Source organism: Escherichia sp. WS1450, from assembly GCF_046487395.1.
Classification (GTDB): domain Bacteria; phylum Pseudomonadota; class Gammaproteobacteria; order Enterobacterales; family Enterobacteriaceae; genus Escherichia; species Escherichia coli.
Map to the genome: position 1 here is coordinate 100,511 of NZ_JBJQJO010000012.1, position 16,397 is coordinate 116,907.

Here is a 16,397-nt window from a genome sequence, read left to right on the forward strand (position 1 = left end):
AAGGAGTCAACGATGCCGTATAAAACGAAAAGCGATCTGCCGGAAAGCGTAAAGCACGTGCTACCGTCTCATGCTCAGGATATCTATAAAGAAGCGTTTAACAGCGCATGGGAGCAATATAAAGATAAAGAAGATCGGCGTGATGACGCCAGTCGCGAAGAAACCTCGCATAAAGTGGCCTGGGCTGCTGTGAAGCATGAATATGCCAAAGGGGATGATGATAAATGGCATAAAAAATCGTAAAACCGGTAGCTTAGTTAAAGCTATTCGTGCGGTGTTGCCTTGCAAGTGGTCCGTGGATTGCATATTGTCCCGTTAGTGGTTTCAAAATGAGCAGTAAAAATGTCCGGAAGACACCAAAAAGTTGTCGCAGGGAAGTATGCAGTGGCGGAGGTGTAAGGTGATAACGCGTGATTTCTTGATGAATGCCGATTGTAAAACGGCATTTGGTGCCATTGAAGAATCACTCTTATGGTCAGCAGAGCAACGGGCGGCTTCGCTGGCGGCGACGCTGGCTTGTCGACCTGATGAGGGACCGGTGTGGATCTTCGGTTATGGATCGTTGATGTGGAATCCGGCACTGGAGTTTACCGAGTCGTGCACCGGTACACTGGTTGGATGGCATCGCGCGTTTTGCCTGCGCCTGACCGCCGGGCGTGGGACTGCGCACCAGCCGGGACGGATGCTTGCACTGAAAGAGGGCGGACGCACCACAGGCGTCGCCTATCGACTGCCAGAAGAGACGCTGGAGCAGGAACTAACCCTGTTGTGGAAGCGCGAGATGATTACCGGCTGTTATCTGCCAACCTGGTGTCAGCTTGATCTTGATGATGGACGCACAGTAAACGCCATTGTGTTTATTATGGACCCGCGACATCCAGAATATGAATCTGACACTCGCGCTCAGGTCATCGCGCCGTTGATTGCAGCGGCGAGCGGTCCACTGGGAACCAACGCACAATACCTGTTTTCACTGGAACAGGAGCTTATCAAACTGGGAATGCAGGACGATGGGCTGAATGATTTGCTGGTATCGGTAAAAAAACTGCTGGCGGAGAATTTCCCGGATGGTGTCTTACGGCCGGGATTCGCCTGAGTAAACTTCCCTCATAGTGGGGCGTCAGACGCCCCCTCAAACATTAAAATGTGAGCACTTTATCGGCTGACAGCGTCCATTGCGCCAGTTCAACAAGAGTACCGATTTCCACCCCATCAATCAGAGGAAGTGTGCTAATCCCGCGCCCGTCGGTACAGGTTTTGCACAATTTCACCGGTACATTCTGAGCGGTAAGGATCTCCAGCATTTGCTGAATGTTGTAGCCTTCCCCTGGTTTTTGCCCGCGCAACCCGGCTGTGACCGCATCAGACATCAGGAACAGGCGCAGATCCAGATTGCTCTCCTGCTCTCGTAACGCAATGGCCAGCCGCAAGCTGTTAAACAAGGATTCGCTCCCGTAAGGTGCGCCATTGGCAACGATCACGATTTTTTGCATTATTTACTCCTGTATTCAGGGAATTAGACACTCATCTTCTATCTTACTGCTTCTGCAGCGTCTGACCAATCGGTCACATTTTTAAGGATTTTCCTGAAAGCGCGAGAAAATACGACAAAAGTTGCCAGTAATCGTTATTCTTTAGGGCTATGGTTTTTCATTTTTTACCGGAAGTTACCGACGTTTTGAGCCGTTTCGTTCCTCGCATTATTCCGTTTTATTTACTCTTGCTGGCGGCAGGCGGTACAGCTAACGCACAATCTACCTTCGAGCAAAAAGCGGCAAATCCCTTTGATAATAACAATGATGATCTGCCGGATTTAGGCATGGCACCTGAAAATCATGATGGGGAAAAACACTTTGCTGAAATTGTGAAAGATTTCGGCGAAACCAGTATGAATGATAACGGGCTGGATACTGGCGAGCAGGCAAAAGCTTTCGCATTGGGAAAAGTCCGCGATGCGCTTAGTCAACAGGTTAATCAGCACGTAGAGTCCTGGCTATCACCGTGGGGAAATGCCAGTGTTGACGTCAAACTGGATAACGAAGGACATTTCACCGGCAGTCGTGGAAGCTGGTTTGTGCCGTTACAAGATAATGATCGTTATCTCACCTGGAGCCAGCTGGGTCTTACTCAGCAGGATGATGGGTTGGTGAGCAATGTGGGCGTTGGGCAACGCTGGGCGCGCGGCAGCTGGCTGGTGGGTTATAACACTTTTTATGACAACTTGCTGGACGAAAATCTTCAGCGAGCGGGCTTTGGTGCCGAAGCGTGGGGCGAATATTTGCGACTATCGGCAAACTTTTACCAGCCGTTTGCTGCATGGCATGAACAGACAGCCACGCAGGAACAACGGATGGCGCGCGGGTACGACCTGACAGCCCGGATGCGCATGCCGTTCTATCAACATCTCAATACCAGTGTCAGCGTAGAACAGTATTTTGGTGATCGTGTTGATTTGTTTAACTCTGGTACGGGTTATCACAATCCCGTCGCGTTGAGTCTGGGATTAAATTACACCCCTGTGCCCTTAGTCACTGTGACGGCCCAGCATAAACAGGGTGAAAGTGGCGAGAATCAAAATAACCTCGGGCTGAATCTTAACTACCGCTTTGGTGTCCCGCTCAAAAAACAACTTTCTGCGGGCGAGGTTGCCGAAAGTCAGTCGTTACGTGGTAGTCGCTATGATAATCCGCAGCGAAATAATCTACCGACTCTTGAGTACCGACAGCGAAAAACGTTAACGGTGTTTCTGGCGACACCGCCGTGGGATCTAAAACCTGGCGAAACAGTGCCACTCAAATTACAAATCCGCAGTCATTACGGTATTCGGCAACTGATTTGGCAGGGCGATACGCAGATATTAAGTTTAACGCCAGGCGCACAAGCCAACAGCGCGGAGGGCTGGACGCTGATCATGCCTGACTGGCAGAACGGGGAAAGGGCGAGCAATCACTGGCGATTGTCGGTGGTGGTGGAAGATAACCAGGGGCAGCGTGTCTCCTCCAATGAGATCACGCTAACGCTTGTCGAACCGTTCGACGCATTGTCAAACGACGAACTGCGCTGGGAACCGTAATCAGAAAATGCGCTCCTGATGCACCCATACTGCTGCTTCCACGCGAGACTTGAGCTTCATTTTCTTCAGCATGTGCTTGACGTGCACTTTTACTGTGCTTTCGGTGATGTCCAGGCGGCGGGCAATCATCTTGTTCGGCAAACCCAGGGCAATCAGCTTGAGAATATCGCGCTCGCGTGGGGTTAACTGGTTAACATCGCGCTCAGTAGTGGCACGGTTAGCACGCAAGCTGGCGGCCAGAACAGGCGTTAATGCTTCGCTTAATACCATTTCGCCAGCAGCTGCCTGATGTAACGCTTTCAGCAGATCTTCCGGTTCCATATCTTTTAACAGATAGCCATCCGCGCCGCGTTTCAGTGCGGTGACCACATCTTCTTCATGGTTAGAAACGCTGAATACCACAATGCGCCCGGAGAGGGACTTTTCGCGCAGTTTATCCAGCGTTTCCAGACCGTTCATGCCGGGCATATTGAGATCTAACAGGATCAAATCGGGATCAAGAGATTCCGCCAGTTCAATACCCTGTTCGCCATTACTCGCTTCGCCAACCACGGTGATATCTGGTGCCATACTGATAAGCTGTTTTACGCCAGTTCGCAGCATCGGGTGATCGTCGATCAGCAGGATAGTAGCCGGTTCCTGATTACTCATGGGTATCTCCTTGGACGTCTGTGAAAGTTTTTTCGGGAATAAAGGTGACCACCACTTCGGTGCCACCTGATTCACGACGGCGGACGCGGCAATCGCCTCGTAAACTTTGCGCACGGTCGCGCATTATTATCATGCCGTAGTGATTGCTGCGGATGGCATTTTCAGGCACGCCGCAGCCGTTATCCTGGACGGTCAGTTTGACCTGATTATCGTTTTGCGCCACCGTCACCACGACCTCACTCGCTTGCGAATGTTTGAGGGCGTTACTTAATGCCTCACGGGCAATTTGCAACAAGTGGATTGCCTGATGCGAGGGCACCAGACGAGGCGGCAATTGATAATCCAGCTTCACCGGGAAGCCAAATTTGGCGCTGTACTCTTCGCAACTCGCTTCCAGCGCCGGACGTAATCCAGGCTCGGTGAGCTGCAAGCGGAATGTGGTGAGCAATTCACGCAACTGCGCCCAGGATGCATTCAGTTCGTTACGGATCTGACTTAACAGTTCGCGGCTGCTTTCTGGCAGCGCATCGCCCTGCATCTGTAAACAACTCACCTGCATCTTCATGCAAGAGAGAGATTGGGCAATAGAATCATGCAGTTCGCGCGCAATGGTGGCACGCTCTTCCATCACGATCAACTGTTGCTGACGTTCCTGATGGCGATCCAGCGCCAGCGTGGCGGTGAGTTGTTCAACCAGGGTACCCACCAGTTGTTGTTGATCATGGCTAAGATGATGCCCCTGCGGTAGAGTCGCCAGCAAAATACCGTACTGCGTATGAGAGTCAGCCAGCCGCCACTTCAGGGTTGTGCCGCGATCGCCAACGGGTAATACGCCGCGTGGGCAGAGCTGGCAGCCTTTATCATCACAAGTCATATCTGGCTGGCAGGTAAACTCCTGATGATTCTCTTCATCATCAGTATCATAAACCCGCAGTTCGATATCACGTAGCAGGGTTAAATTCTGTAAGCCGTTGAGTACAGGTGACAGGCGTTCACACAGCGGGGCGCGGGAATGCAAACGGCGGTTAGCCTGCCATAAAAAAGAGAGGATCTGATTTTTATGCTCCAGCCCGGCAGTTTTCTCCTGAACCCGCTGCTCAAGTACGGCATAACTTTCGGCCAGTTCTGCAGACATATTGTTCAACGCAGTTCCAAGCATCGCCATTTCGTTGCGCCCGCTGATGTTTGCGCGTTGGGTAAAATCGCGATGACTGACGGCACTCGCCATTGCCAGCAGTTGCCGCCACGGTTGTAGCAATCGCGCCCGCAACCAGATAATAGTGAACACCAGTAAAAGTGCCATAAATACCGCCATTACCCGATGGACCAGTACCACTGTCTCAATGCGCATTTCCGTGGTGCGGTCAAAACCAGATACCAGCTGATCAAGCCCAGCAACAAACTGGCTGACATCCGCTGACACCGTTTCGCGGTTTTGTGCACGCATTAGCGCAGGGATCAGTTCATTACGCCAGTAATCTTGTAAACCCTGTAATTGCGCCAGTTGTCCGTCTCGTTCTGCTGCTCGGGTTAATTCGGCGCTAAATGCTGTTTGTTCCATCTCTTTAATTAAGGGCTTGTCTTTCTCGCTTAATGGCACTGCTGCCAACAGACGGTAACTTTGCATGCGCAGCGATCCCGCTTTGTTGATCGCATGGGCGCTGCCCTGAACGCCTTGCACCAGCCAGCCAGAAACCGCCATCCCTGCCAGTCCAATAGCAGTAGAAAGCAACACAATAAGCGCAACCTGATTAACCAGGGTGAGCGGAGAGAGACAACGTTTAAGCATGTAAACCTCTTCCTTCAGGCTTTAAATGAGCAATAACCTTAATGAATGTGACGATGCATTCTGGAATGGCAGTATTCTCGGCTATTGGATGAAGTATACCCATACCTGGAAAGAGTTACTCCTTATTTGCCGTGTGGTTAGTCGCTTTACATCGGTAAGGGTAGGGATTTTACAGCACCGTGAAAAATCTCATAATTTTTATGAAATCACTGTACTCACTATGGGTAATGATAAATATCAATGATAGATAAAGTTATCTTATCGTTTGATTTACATCAAATTGCCTTTAGCTACAGACACTAAGGTGGCAGACATCGAAACGAGTATCAGAGGTGTCTATGAGTCACTCATCCGCCCCCGAAAGGGCTACTGGAGCTGTCATTACAGATTGGCGACCGGAAGATCCTGCGTTCTGGCAACAACGCGGTCAACGTATTGCCAGCCGCAACCTGTGGATTTCCGTTCCCTGTCTGCTGCTGGCGTTTTGCGTATGGATGTTGTTCAGCGCTGTTGCGGTGAACTTACCGAAAGTCGGTTTTAATTTTACGACCGATCAGCTATTTATGTTGACTGCGCTGCCTTCGGTTTCTGGCGCGTTATTACGTGTTCCATACTCCTTTATGGTTCCAATCTTCGGTGGTCGTCGCTGGACGGCGTTCAGCACCGGTATTCTGATTATTCCTTGCGTCTGGCTGGGTTTTGCCGTGCAGGATACCTCCACGCCTTATAGCGTCTTCATCATCATCTCTCTGCTGTGCGGCTTTGCTGGCGCGAACTTCGCATCCAGTATGGCAAACATCAGCTTCTTCTTTCCGAAACAGAAGCAGGGTGGCGCGCTGGGCCTGAATGGTGGTCTGGGCAACATGGGCGTCAGCGTCATGCAGTTGGTTGCTCCGCTGGTGGTATCACTGTCGATTTTCGCAGTATTTGGTAGCCAGGGTGTCAAACAGCCGGATGGGACTGAGCTGTATCTGGCGAATGCGTCCTGGGTATGGGTGCCGTTCCTTGCCATCTTCACCATTGCGGCGTGGTTTGGCATGAACGATCTTGCTACCTCGAAAGCCTCCATCAAGGAGCAGTTGCCGGTACTCAAACGGGGTCATCTGTGGATTATGAGCCTGCTGTATCTGGCAACCTTCGGCTCCTTCATCGGCTTCTCCGCGGGCTTTGCGATGCTGTCAAAAACGCAGTTCCCGGATGTTCAGATTCTGCAATACGCTTTCTTCGGGCCGTTTATTGGTGCGCTGGCGCGTTCTGCAGGTGGTGCATTATCTGACCGTCTGGGCGGAACTCGTGTCACACTGGTGAACTTTATCCTGATGGCGATTTTCAGCGGCCTGCTGTTCCTGACCTTACCGACTGACGGGCAGGGCGGAAGCTTCATGGCGTTCTTCGCAGTCTTCCTGGCGCTGTTCCTGACAGCTGGGCTGGGTAGTGGTTCCACTTTCCAGATGATTTCCGTGATCTTCCGTAAACTGACAATGGATCGCGTGAAAGCAGAAGGGGGTTCTGACGAACGAGCGATGCGTGAAGCGGCAACCGACACGGCGGCGGCGCTGGGTTTCATCTCTGCGATTGGCGCTATTGGTGGCTTCTTTATCCCGAAAGCGTTTGGTAGCTCGCTGGCATTAACGGGTTCGCCAGTCGGCGCAATGAAGGTATTTTTGATTTTCTATATCGCCTGCGTGGTGATTACCTGGGCGGTATATGGTCGGCATTCTAAAAAATAAATCTTAATATTTGATTATCCTTTGCGCGGCATGATGTCGCGCTTTTTTTTATCTGTCGTTTAGTTACAACATACTTATGTGTGAGTGGCTTATTTCGCCGGATTTCATTAAGAGCCATTAATATGTTACCCATGGGGAATACTCCTTAATACCCATCTGCATAAAAATCTTAATAGTTTAAATAACTACAGGTATAAAACGTCTTAATTTACAGTCTGTTATGTGGTGGCTGTTAATTATCCTAAAGGGGTATCTTAGGAATTTACTTTATTTTTCATCCCCATCACTCTTGATCGTTATCAATTCTCACGCTGTTTCAGAGCGTTACCTTGCCCTTAAACATTAGCAATGTCGATTTATCAGAGGGCCGACAGGCTCCCACAGGAGAAAACCGATGAGTAAATTCCTGGACCGGTTTCGCTACTTCAAACAGAAGGGTGAAACCTTTGCCGATGGGCATGGCCAGCTTCTCAATACCAACCGTGACTGGGAGGATGGATATCGCCAGCGTTGGCAGCATGACAAAATCGTCCGCTCTACCCACGGGGTAAACTGCACCGGCTCCTGCAGCTGGAAAATCTACGTCAAAAACGGTCTGGTGACCTGGGAAACCCAGCAGACTGACTATCCGCGTACTCGCCCGGACCTGCCAAACCATGAACCTCGCGGCTGCCCGCGCGGTGCCAGCTACTCCTGGTATCTTTACAGCGCCAACCGCCTGAAATACCCGATGATGCGCAAACGCCTGATGAAAATGTGGCGTGAAGCGAAAGCGCTGCATAGCGATCCGGTTGAGGCATGGGCTTCTATCATTGAAGACGCCGATAAAGCGAAAAGCTTTAAGCAGGCGCGTGGACGCGGTGGTTTTGTTCGTTCTTCCTGGCAGGAAGTGAATGAACTGATCGCCGCCTCTAACGTTTACACCATCAAAAACTACGGCCCGGACCGCGTCGCTGGCTTCTCGCCAATTCCGGCAATGTCGATGGTTTCTTACGCTTCCGGCGCGCGTTATCTCTCGCTGCTTGGCGGTACTTGCTTAAGCTTCTACGACTGGTACTGCGACCTGCCTCCTGCGTCTCCGCAAACCTGGGGCGAGCAGACTGACGTACCGGAATCTGCTGACTGGTACAACTCCAGCTACATCATCGCCTGGGGTTCAAACGTGCCGCAGACGCGTACCCCGGATGCTCACTTCTTTACTGAAGTGCGTTACAAAGGCACCAAAACTGTTGCCGTCACGCCAGACTACGCTGAAATCGCCAAACTGTGCGATCTGTGGCTGGCACCGAAACAGGGCACCGATGCGGCAATGGCGCTGGCGATGGGCCACGTAATGCTGCGTGAATTCCACCTCGACAACCCAAGCCAGTATTTCACCGACTATGTGCGTCGCTACACCGACATGCCGATGCTGGTGATGCTGGAAGAACGCGACGGTTACTACGCCGCAGGTCGTATGCTGCGCGCTGCTGATCTGGTGGATGCGCTGGGCCAGGAAAACAATCCGGAATGGAAAACTGTCGCCTTTAATACCAATGGCGAAATGGTTGCGCCGAACGGTTCTATTGGCTTCCGCTGGGGCGAGAAGGGCAAATGGAATCTTGAACAGCGCGACGGCAAAACTGGCGAAGAAACCGAGCTGCAACTGAGCCTGCTGGGTAGCCAGGATGAGATCGCTGAGGTGGGCTTCCCGTACTTTGGTGGCGACGGCACGGAACACTTCAACAAAGTGGAACTGGAAAACGTGCTGCTGCACAAGCTGCCGGTGAAACGCCTGCAACTGGCTGATGGCAGCACCGCCCTGGTGACCACCGTTTATGATCTGACGCTGGCAAACTACGGTCTGGAACGTGGCCTGAACGACGTTAACTGTGCAACCAGCTATGACGATGTGAAAGCTTATACCCCGGCCTGGGCCGAGCAGATTACCGGCGTTTCTCGTAGCCAGATTATTCGCATCGCCCGTGAATTTGCCGATAACGCTGATAAAACGCACGGTCGTTCGATGATTATCGTCGGTGCGGGGCTGAACCACTGGTATCACCTCGATATGAACTATCGTGGTCTGATCAACATGCTGATTTTCTGCGGTTGTGTCGGTCAGAGCGGGGGCGGCTGGGCGCACTATGTAGGTCAGGAAAAACTGCGTCCGCAAACCGGCTGGCAGCCGCTGGCGTTTGCTCTTGACTGGCAGCGTCCGGCGCGTCACATGAACAGCACCTCTTATTTCTATAACCACTCCAGCCAGTGGCGTTATGAAACCGTGACCGCAGAAGAGTTGTTGTCGCCGATGGCGGATAAATCCCGTTATACCGGACATCTGATCGACTTTAACGTCCGTGCAGAACGCATGGGCTGGCTGCCGTCTGCGCCGCAGTTAGGCACTAACCCGCTAACCATCGCTCGCGAAGCGGAAAAAGCGGGCATGAATCCGGTGGATTACACCGTGAAATCTCTGAAAGAGGGTTCTATCCGTTTTGCGGCAGAACAACCAGAAAACGGTAAAAACCACCCGCGTAACCTGTTCATCTGGCGTTCTAACCTGCTCGGTTCTTCCGGTAAAGGTCATGAGTTTATGCTCAAGTACCTGCTGGGGACGGAGCACGGTATCCAGGGTAAAGATCTGGGGCAGCAGGGCGGCGTGAAGCCGGAAGAAGTGGACTGGCAGGACAACGGTCTGGAAGGCAAGCTGGATCTGGTGGTGACGCTGGACTTCCGTCTGTCGAGCACCTGTCTCTATTCCGACATCATTTTGCCGACGGCGACCTGGTACGAAAAAGACGACATGAATACTTCGGATATGCATCCGTTTATTCACCCGCTGTCTGCGGCGGTCGATCCGGCCTGGGAAGCGAAAAGCGACTGGGAAATCTACAAAGCCATCGCGAAGAAATTCTCCGAAGTGTGCGTTGGTCATCTGGGTAAAGAAACTGACATCGTCACGCTGCCTATCCAGCACGACTCTGCCGCTGAACTGGCGCAACCGCTGGATGTGAAAGACTGGAAAAAAGGCGAATGCGACCTGATCCCAGGTAAAACTGCACCGCACATTATGGTCGTAGAGCGCGATTTTCCGGCAACTTACGAACGCTTTACCTCTATCGGCCCGCTGATGGAGAAAATCGGTAACGGCGGTAAAGGGATTGCCTGGAACACCCAGAGCGAGATGGATCTGCTGCGTAAGCTCAACTACACCAAAGCGGAAGGTCCGGCAAAAGGCCAGCCCATGCTGAACACCGCAATTGATGCGGCAGAGATGATCCTGACGCTGGCACCGGAAACCAACGGTCAGGTAGCCGTGAAAGCCTGGGCTGCCCTGAGCGAGTTTACCGGTCGTGACCATACGCATCTGGCGCTGAATAAAGAAGACGAGAAGATTCGCTTCCGCGATATTCAGGCACAGCCGCGCAAAATCATCTCCAGCCCGACCTGGTCTGGCCTTGAAGATGAACACGTTTCTTACAACGCCGGTTACACCAACGTTCACGAGCTGATCCCATGGCGTACGCTCTCTGGCCGTCAGCAGCTGTATCAGGATCACCAGTGGATGCGTGATTTCGGTGAAAGCCTGCTGGTTTATCGCCCGCCAATCGACACCCGTTCGGTAAAAGAGGTGATGGGCCAGAAATCTAACGGTAACCCGGAAAAAGCGCTCAACTTCCTGACGCCGCACCAGAAGTGGGGTATCCACTCCACCTACAGCGACAACCTGCTGATGCTGACTTTAGGTCGCGGTGGTCCGGTGGTCTGGTTGAGTGAAGCCGATGCCAAAGAGCTGGGTATCGCCGATAACGACTGGATTGAAGTCTTCAACAGCAACGGTGCACTGACTGCCCGTGCGGTTGTCAGCCAGCGTGTTCCGGCAGGGATGACCATGATGTACCACGCGCAGGAACGTATCGTTAACCTGCCGGGTTCGGAAATTACCCAACAGCGTGGTGGTATCCATAACTCGGTCACCCGTATCACGCCGAAACCGACGCATATGATTGGCGGCTATGCCCATCTGGCATACGGCTTTAACTACTACGGCACCGTAGGTTCTAACCGCGATGAGTTTGTTGTGGTGCGTAAGATGAAGAACATTGACTGGTTAGATGGCGAAGGCAATGACCAGGTACAGGAGAGCGTAAAATGAAAATTCGTTCACAAGTCGGCATGGTGCTGAATCTCGATAAGTGCATCGGCTGCCACACCTGTTCAGTTACCTGTAAAAACGTCTGGACCAGCCGCGAAGGCGTGGAATACGCGTGGTTCAACAACGTGGAAACCAAGCCGGGCCAGGGCTTCCCGACTGACTGGGAAAACCAGGAAAAATACAAAGGCGGCTGGATTCGTAAAATCAACGGCAAACTGCAGCCGCGCATGGGTAACCGTGCCATGCTGCTGGGTAAAATCTTCGCTAACCCGCATCTGCCGGGGATCGACGATTATTACGAGCCGTTCGATTTTGACTATCAGAACCTGCATACCGCGCCGGAAGGCAGCAAATCGCAGCCGATTGCCCGTCCGCGTTCGCTGATTACCGGGGAACGGATGGCGAAAATCGAAAAAGGGCCGAACTGGGAAGATGACCTGGGCGGTGAGTTTGACAAACTGGCGAAAGACAAGAACTTCGACAACATCCAGAAGGCGATGTATAGCCAGTTCGAAAACACCTTCATGATGTATTTGCCGCGCCTGTGCGAACACTGCCTGAACCCGGCATGTGTGGCGACCTGCCCGAGCGGTGCGATTTACAAGCGTGAAGAAGATGGCATCGTCCTGATCGACCAGGATAAATGCCGTGGCTGGCGTATGTGCATCACCGGATGCCCATACAAAAAAATCTACTTCAACTGGAAGAGCGGTAAGTCTGAGAAGTGCATCTTCTGCTATCCGCGTATTGAAGCGGGTCAGCCGACGGTGTGCTCTGAAACCTGTGTCGGTCGTATCCGTTATCTCGGCGTGCTGCTGTACGATGCGGACGCCATTGAACGTGCAGCCAGCACCGAGAACGAGAAAGATCTCTACCAGCGTCAGCTGGAGGTGTTCCTCGATCCGAACGATCCGAAAGTCATCGAGCAGGCAATTAAAGACGGTATTCCGCTGAGCGTTATTGAAGCCGCACAGCAGTCGCCGGTTTATAAAATGGCGATGGAATGGAAACTGGCGCTGCCGCTGCATCCAGAATATCGCACACTGCCGATGGTCTGGTACGTGCCGCCTCTGTCGCCGATTCAGTCTGCAGCAGACGCGGGTGAGCTGGGCAGCAACGGCATTCTGCCAGACGTCGAAAGCCTGCGTATTCCGGTACAGTATCTGGCGAATCTGCTGACCGCCGGTGATACCAAACCGGTACTGCGCGCGCTGAAACGTATGCTGGCGATGCGTCATTACAAACGTGCTGAAACCGTTGACGGTAAAGTCGATACCCGTGCGCTGGAAGAGGTCGGTCTGACCGAAGCCCAGGCACAGGAGATGTACCGTTATCTGGCGATTGCTAACTACGAAGATCGCTTTGTGGTGCCGAGCAGTCATCGTGAACTGGCGCGGGAAGCCTTCCCGGAGAAAAATGGCTGCGGCTTTACCTTTGGTGATGGCTGCCACGGTTCAGATACCAAATTCAATCTGTTCAACAGCCGCCGTATCGATGCCATCGACGTAACCAGCAAAACGGAGCCGCACCCATGATCGAACTCGTGATTGTATCGCGTCTCCTTGAATATCCGGATGCTGCTTTATGGCAGCATCAACAAGAGATGTTTGAGGCAATTGCTGCGTCGAAAAATCTGTCGAAAGAAGATGCCCATGCGCTGGGCATTTTCCTGCGCGATTTAACGACGATGGATCCGCTCGATGCCCAGGCTCAGTACAGCGAACTGTTCGATCGTGGTCGCGCCACGTCGCTGTTGCTGTTTGAACACGTTCACGGGGAATCCCGCGATCGCGGTCAGGCGATGGTGGACCTGCTGGCACAGTACGAGCAGCACGGTTTGCAGTTAAACAGCCGCGAATTGCCGGACCACCTGCCGCTGTATCTGGAGTATCTGGCGCAGCTGCCGCAAAGCGAAGCCGTGGAGGGTTTGAAAGATATTGCGCCGATTCTGGCATTGCTGAGCGCGCGTCTGCAACAGCGTGAAAGCCGTTATGCCGTGCTGTTTGATCTGCTGCTGAAACTGGCCAATACCGCTATCGACAGTGACAAAGTGGCGGAAAAAATTGCCGACGAAGCGCGCGACGATACGCCGCAGGCGCTGGATGCTGTCTGGGAAGAAGAGCAGGTTAAATTCTTTGCTGACAAAGGCTGCGGTGATTCAGCAATCACTGCTCATCAGCGTCGCTTTGCCGGTGCCGTCGCGCCGCAATATCTGAATATCACCACCGGAGGACAGCACTAATGCAATTCCTGAATATGTTCTTCTTTGATATCTACCCGTACATAGCCGGGGCGGTCTTCCTGATTGGTAGCTGGCTGCGTTATGACTACGGGCAGTACACCTGGCGCGCGGCGTCCAGCCAGATGCTGGATCGCAAAGGGATGAACCTGGCGTCGAACCTGTTCCATATCGGTATTCTGGGGATTTTTGTCGGTCACTTCTTCGGTATGCTGACGCCGCACTGGATGTATGAAGCCTGGCTGCCGATTGAAGTGAAACAAAAAATGGCGATGTTTGCTGGTGGTGCCAGCGGCGTGCTGTGTCTGATTGGCGGCGTGCTGTTGCTGAAACGTCGTCTGTTCAGCCCACGCGTGCGTGCAACGACTACCGGAGCGGATATCCTGATCCTGTCGCTGCTCGTTATCCAGTGCGCGCTGGGCTTGCTGACCATTCCGTTCTCAGCCCAGCATATGGACGGTAGCGAGATGATGAAACTGGTTGGCTGGGCGCAGTCGGTAGTGACCTTCCACGGTGGTGCTTCTCAACACCTTGATGGTGTGGCATTTATCTTCCGTCTGCACCTGGTGTTGGGGATGACGTTATTCCTGCTGTTCCCGTTCTCGCGTCTGGTGCACATCTGGAGCGTACCGGTGGAGTATCTGACACGTAAGTATCAGCTGGTGCGCGCTCGTCACTAAGCGAATTTTAGTTTGCATAGACCCCGCTTCGGCGGGGTTTTTTATGGGCACGGTACGGGGTGAGTTGTCGGATGCGCTTCGCTTATCCGACCTACAGGGGAGGATATTGTAGGTCCGGTAAACGCGGTGCCATTGGGTAGAATTAGCTCGGAGTAACAGGTTTTGAGTATTTACAGGAAGTGATGGTGGTGGGGGAAGGATTACTCAGCGCTGCGCGCTTCACCCTTCGGGTCGTTGCCTGCGGCAACGCTTTCTCGCTGGCGCTCGAGTCGCACCTTGGTCGAAGCTTCTCATCCTTCCCCGCATGGGCAGAATATTTAATCGCGGATTCGTTTGAGAGTTCACGGACTTTTGAAAGTGATGGTGGTGGGGGAAGGATTCGAACCTTCGAAGTCGATGACGGCAGATTTACAGTCTGCTCCCTTTGGCCGCTCGGGAACCCCACCAGGGGTAATTCAAATTTTGAGGTAATGCTTGAGATGGTGGTGGGGGAAGGATTCGAACCTTCGAAGTCGATGACGGCAGATTTACAGTCTGCTCCCTTTGGCCGCTCGGGAACCCCACCACGGGGTAATGCTTTTTACTGGCCTGCTCCCTTATCGGGAAGCGGGGCGCATCATATCAAATGACGCGCCGCTGTAAAGTGTTACGTTGAGAAAAATGAACTGGTTGCGTAATTTTCACCCGTAACGGATTAAAGGTAACCAGTTATTTTTGCTGGCGATTAAAGAATAATCGTCCGATTACCGTAAACAAAGACGCGCTGCGCCAGTACTTTGTAGAGTGCGCGACTTAAGACGTTTTTCTCGACGTCACGACCTGCGCGCATCATATCTTCAGCTGTGTAGGTATGATCGACATGAATAACGTCCTGCATGATGATTGGACCTTCGTCCAGATTGTCATTCACATAGTGAGCGGTTGCGCCAATAATCTTCACGCCACGTTCATAGGCCTGGTGATAAGGACGTGCGCCGATAAACGCTGGCAGGAATGAATGGTGAATATTGATGATCTTATTCGGGAAGCGTGCCACAAATTCTGGCGTTAATACCCGCATATACTTCGCCAGCACCACGTAGTCAGGCTGATAAGCATCAATGGCATCCGCCATCTTTTGATCGTGCTCGTTGCGGCTTAACCCTTCATGGCTTACCAGCTCAAACGGAATATCAAAACGCTCAACCAGAGAACGTAAAGTATCGTGGTTACCAATAACTGCCGCGATTTCGACATCCAGGCCGCCGTAATTGGCTTTCATCAACAAATCGCCAAGGCAATGCGCCTCTTTAGTGACCAGAATCACTATCCGGCGACGACCAGCAGGATTCAGCTCACGTACGGAGCCTTCTGGCAATGCGCTGTCGAGATCCGCCAGCAGGGTGGAATCATTAAAAATTCCTTCCAGTTCCGTGCGCATAAAAAAGCGCCCGGTACGGTGATCAACAAATTCATTGTTCTGTACGATATTTAACTCGTGCTTGTAGCAAATATTGGTAATACGTGCGATCAGACCTTTTTGGTCCGGACAAATAGTACGCAGAACTTTACGTTGGAGTGAATGCATTGCTGGAAAAACCTTGTTGAGAGTGTTTGCTAAACCGTACCGTCAACCATTATTGGCCGCAGCACTTTTTAAATTTTTTACCTGAACCACAAGGGCAGGGATCGTTGCGGCCAAACTGCGGACGTGTACCGTCAATATAGTACCATTGACCGTTTTCTTTCAAAAATCGCGAACGTTCAATGATTGCACCTGTTTTGCCACCTTCGGTAAATCGCGCAACAAAACTGACAAATCCGATATTGTCGACGTCCTGCCAACAATGTTCAAATACGGTCAATCCCAACCATTCAGTATGCGCAAATCCGGCAATCAATTCGGCACGTAACGCCGCCGCTCCACAAGATGGATGCCAGGTCTTTATTAAATAATCTGCGTCTTTCATCACAAAAGCGCAGTAACGCGAACGCATGAGATGTTCTGGATCAGGTGCAACCTTTTCACCAGACACATAAGGGTGGCAACATAGGCTATACTCGACAGCACTACCACAGGGACAAAGCTGAGACACAAATAATCTCCCTGGAAACAAT

The 16,397-nt window shown here is 52.2% G+C and carries 14 protein-coding genes, 2 tRNA genes and 1 other RNA gene; 9 read left to right on the forward strand and 8 right to left on the reverse strand.

All coding sequences use genetic code 11. The annotated features are described in order from the left end of the window. Positions 1-12 precede the first annotated feature (12 nt). Entirely contained in the window at positions 13-243 is a 231-nt protein-coding gene (gene chaB, locus ACJHYR_RS15845) for a putative cation transport regulator ChaB (protein ID WP_001146450.1), read from the forward strand. Positions 244-400: 157 nt separating this feature from the next. Beyond that, the gene (gene chaC / locus ACJHYR_RS15850; protein ID WP_001336325.1) at positions 401-1,096 is read left to right on the forward strand and encodes a glutathione-specific gamma-glutamylcyclotransferase; all 696 of its coding nucleotides are present in this window, start codon (positions 401-403) and stop codon (positions 1,094-1,096) included. 43 nt (positions 1,097-1,139) lie between these two features. Here the strand turns inward: chaC and ychN are convergent, their stop codons facing one another. Then, positions 1,140-1,493: a DsrE/F sulfur relay family protein YchN gene (ychN, locus tag ACJHYR_RS15855; protein WP_001169669.1), complete on the reverse strand. Its 354-nt coding sequence runs from the start codon at positions 1,491-1,493 to the stop codon at positions 1,140-1,142. Between the two features lie 185 nt (positions 1,494-1,678). Here ychN and ychO point away from each other — a divergent pair, with 185 nt between their 5' ends. Further along, a complete protein-coding gene (gene ychO, locus ACJHYR_RS15860) occupies positions 1,679-3,073 on the forward strand; it encodes an inverse autotransporter invasin YchO (protein ID WP_024216692.1) in 1,395 nt (464 codons plus the stop codon). Here the strand turns inward: ychO and narL are convergent, their stop codons facing one another. After that, complete coding sequence (gene narL / locus ACJHYR_RS15865) at positions 3,074-3,724, reverse strand: two-component system response regulator NarL (RefSeq protein WP_033552127.1); 651 nt, start codon at positions 3,722-3,724, stop codon at positions 3,074-3,076. After that, positions 3,717-5,513: a nitrate/nitrite two-component system sensor histidine kinase NarX gene (narX, locus tag ACJHYR_RS15870; protein WP_024043903.1), complete on the reverse strand. Its 1,797-nt coding sequence runs from the start codon at positions 5,511-5,513 to the stop codon at positions 3,717-3,719. Before narX ends, narL begins: the two co-directional genes overlap by 8 nt. A 25-nt stretch (positions 5,514-5,538) precedes the next feature. On the opposite strand from narX, the gene ACJHYR_RS15875 reads away from it, so the two are divergent. The 6 genes from ACJHYR_RS15875 (at position 5,539) to narI (ending at position 14,300) form a co-directional block, all read left to right on the forward strand. Then, on the forward strand, positions 5,539-5,757 hold the full coding sequence (locus tag ACJHYR_RS15875; protein WP_059327927.1) for a hypothetical protein: 219 nt from the start codon (positions 5,539-5,541) through the stop codon (positions 5,755-5,757). A gap of 94 nt (positions 5,758-5,851) precedes the next feature. Beyond that, positions 5,852-7,243 carry a nitrate transporter NarK gene (gene narK, locus ACJHYR_RS15880; protein WP_000019836.1) on the forward strand — a complete coding sequence of 464 codons (1,392 nt, stop codon included), beginning with the start codon at positions 5,852-5,854 and terminating at the stop codon, positions 7,241-7,243. 394 nt (positions 7,244-7,637) lie between these two features. After that, complete coding sequence (locus ACJHYR_RS15885; RefSeq protein ID WP_059327928.1) at positions 7,638-11,381, forward strand: nitrate reductase subunit alpha; 3,744 nt, start codon at positions 7,638-7,640, stop codon at positions 11,379-11,381. Then, complete coding sequence (narH, locus tag ACJHYR_RS15890; protein WP_000702660.1) at positions 11,378-12,916, forward strand: nitrate reductase subunit beta; 1,539 nt, start codon at positions 11,378-11,380, stop codon at positions 12,914-12,916. Before ACJHYR_RS15885 ends, narH begins: the two co-directional genes overlap by 4 nt. Beyond that, complete coding sequence (narJ, locus tag ACJHYR_RS15895) at positions 12,913-13,623, forward strand: nitrate reductase molybdenum cofactor assembly chaperone (RefSeq protein ID WP_000571707.1); 711 nt, start codon at positions 12,913-12,915, stop codon at positions 13,621-13,623. The genes narH and narJ overlap by 4 nt, the downstream gene beginning before the upstream one ends. Then, on the forward strand, positions 13,623-14,300 hold the full coding sequence (gene narI, locus ACJHYR_RS15900; protein WP_001160110.1) for a respiratory nitrate reductase subunit gamma: 678 nt from the start codon (positions 13,623-13,625) through the stop codon (positions 14,298-14,300). Before narJ ends, narI begins: the two co-directional genes overlap by 1 nt. Before the next feature lie 183 nt (positions 14,301-14,483). Here the strand turns inward: narI and ACJHYR_RS15905 are convergent. The 5 genes from ACJHYR_RS15905 to ACJHYR_RS15925 all read right to left on the reverse strand — a co-directional run bounded on the left by ACJHYR_RS15905 (position 14,484) and on the right by ACJHYR_RS15925 (position 16,375). After that, positions 14,484-14,615, reverse strand: a non-coding RNA gene (locus tag ACJHYR_RS15905) — RtT sRNA. 46 nt (positions 14,616-14,661) lie between these two features. Continuing rightward, positions 14,662-14,746 (reverse strand) — tRNA-Tyr (locus ACJHYR_RS15910). 34 nt (positions 14,747-14,780) lie between these two features. Continuing rightward, positions 14,781-14,865, reverse strand: a tRNA-Tyr gene (locus tag ACJHYR_RS15915). A 159-nt stretch (positions 14,866-15,024) separates the two neighbouring features. Beyond that, complete coding sequence (gene purU / locus ACJHYR_RS15920; RefSeq protein WP_000555849.1) at positions 15,025-15,867, reverse strand: formyltetrahydrofolate deformylase; 843 nt, start codon at positions 15,865-15,867, stop codon at positions 15,025-15,027. Between the two features lie 49 nt (positions 15,868-15,916). Next, on the reverse strand, positions 15,917-16,375 hold the full coding sequence (locus ACJHYR_RS15925) for a YchJ family protein (protein WP_001310025.1): 459 nt from the start codon (positions 16,373-16,375) through the stop codon (positions 15,917-15,919). Positions 16,376-16,397: the final 22 nt, after the last annotated feature.

What these genes read in the sequence shown, in the direction of transcription:
- chaB (WP_001146450.1), top strand. Translation starts at nt 13, where the DNA reads ATGCCGTATAAAACGAAAAGCGATCTGCCGGAAAGCGTAAAGCACGTG.
- ychN (WP_001169669.1), bottom strand. Translation starts at nt 1,493, where the DNA reads ATGCAAAAAATCGTGATCGTTGCCAATGGCGCACCTTACGGGAGCGAA.
- narL (WP_033552127.1), bottom strand. Translation starts at nt 3,724, where the DNA reads ATGAGTAATCAGGAACCGGCTACTATCCTGCTGATCGACGATCACCCG.
- narX (WP_024043903.1), bottom strand. Translation starts at nt 5,513, where the DNA reads ATGCTTAAACGTTGTCTCTCTCCGCTCACCCTGGTTAATCAGGTTGCG.
- ACJHYR_RS15875 (WP_059327927.1), top strand. Translation starts at nt 5,539, where the DNA reads ATGAGCAATAACCTTAATGAATGTGACGATGCATTCTGGAATGGCAGT.
- narK (WP_000019836.1), top strand. Translation starts at nt 5,852, where the DNA reads ATGAGTCACTCATCCGCCCCCGAAAGGGCTACTGGAGCTGTCATTACA.
- ACJHYR_RS15885 (WP_059327928.1), top strand. Translation starts at nt 7,638, where the DNA reads ATGAGTAAATTCCTGGACCGGTTTCGCTACTTCAAACAGAAGGGTGAA.
- narH (WP_000702660.1), top strand. Translation starts at nt 11,378, where the DNA reads ATGAAAATTCGTTCACAAGTCGGCATGGTGCTGAATCTCGATAAGTGC.
- narJ (WP_000571707.1), top strand. Translation starts at nt 12,913, where the DNA reads ATGATCGAACTCGTGATTGTATCGCGTCTCCTTGAATATCCGGATGCT.
- narI (WP_001160110.1), top strand. Translation starts at nt 13,623, where the DNA reads ATGCAATTCCTGAATATGTTCTTCTTTGATATCTACCCGTACATAGCC.
- purU (WP_000555849.1), bottom strand. Translation starts at nt 15,867, where the DNA reads ATGCATTCACTCCAACGTAAAGTTCTGCGTACTATTTGTCCGGACCAA.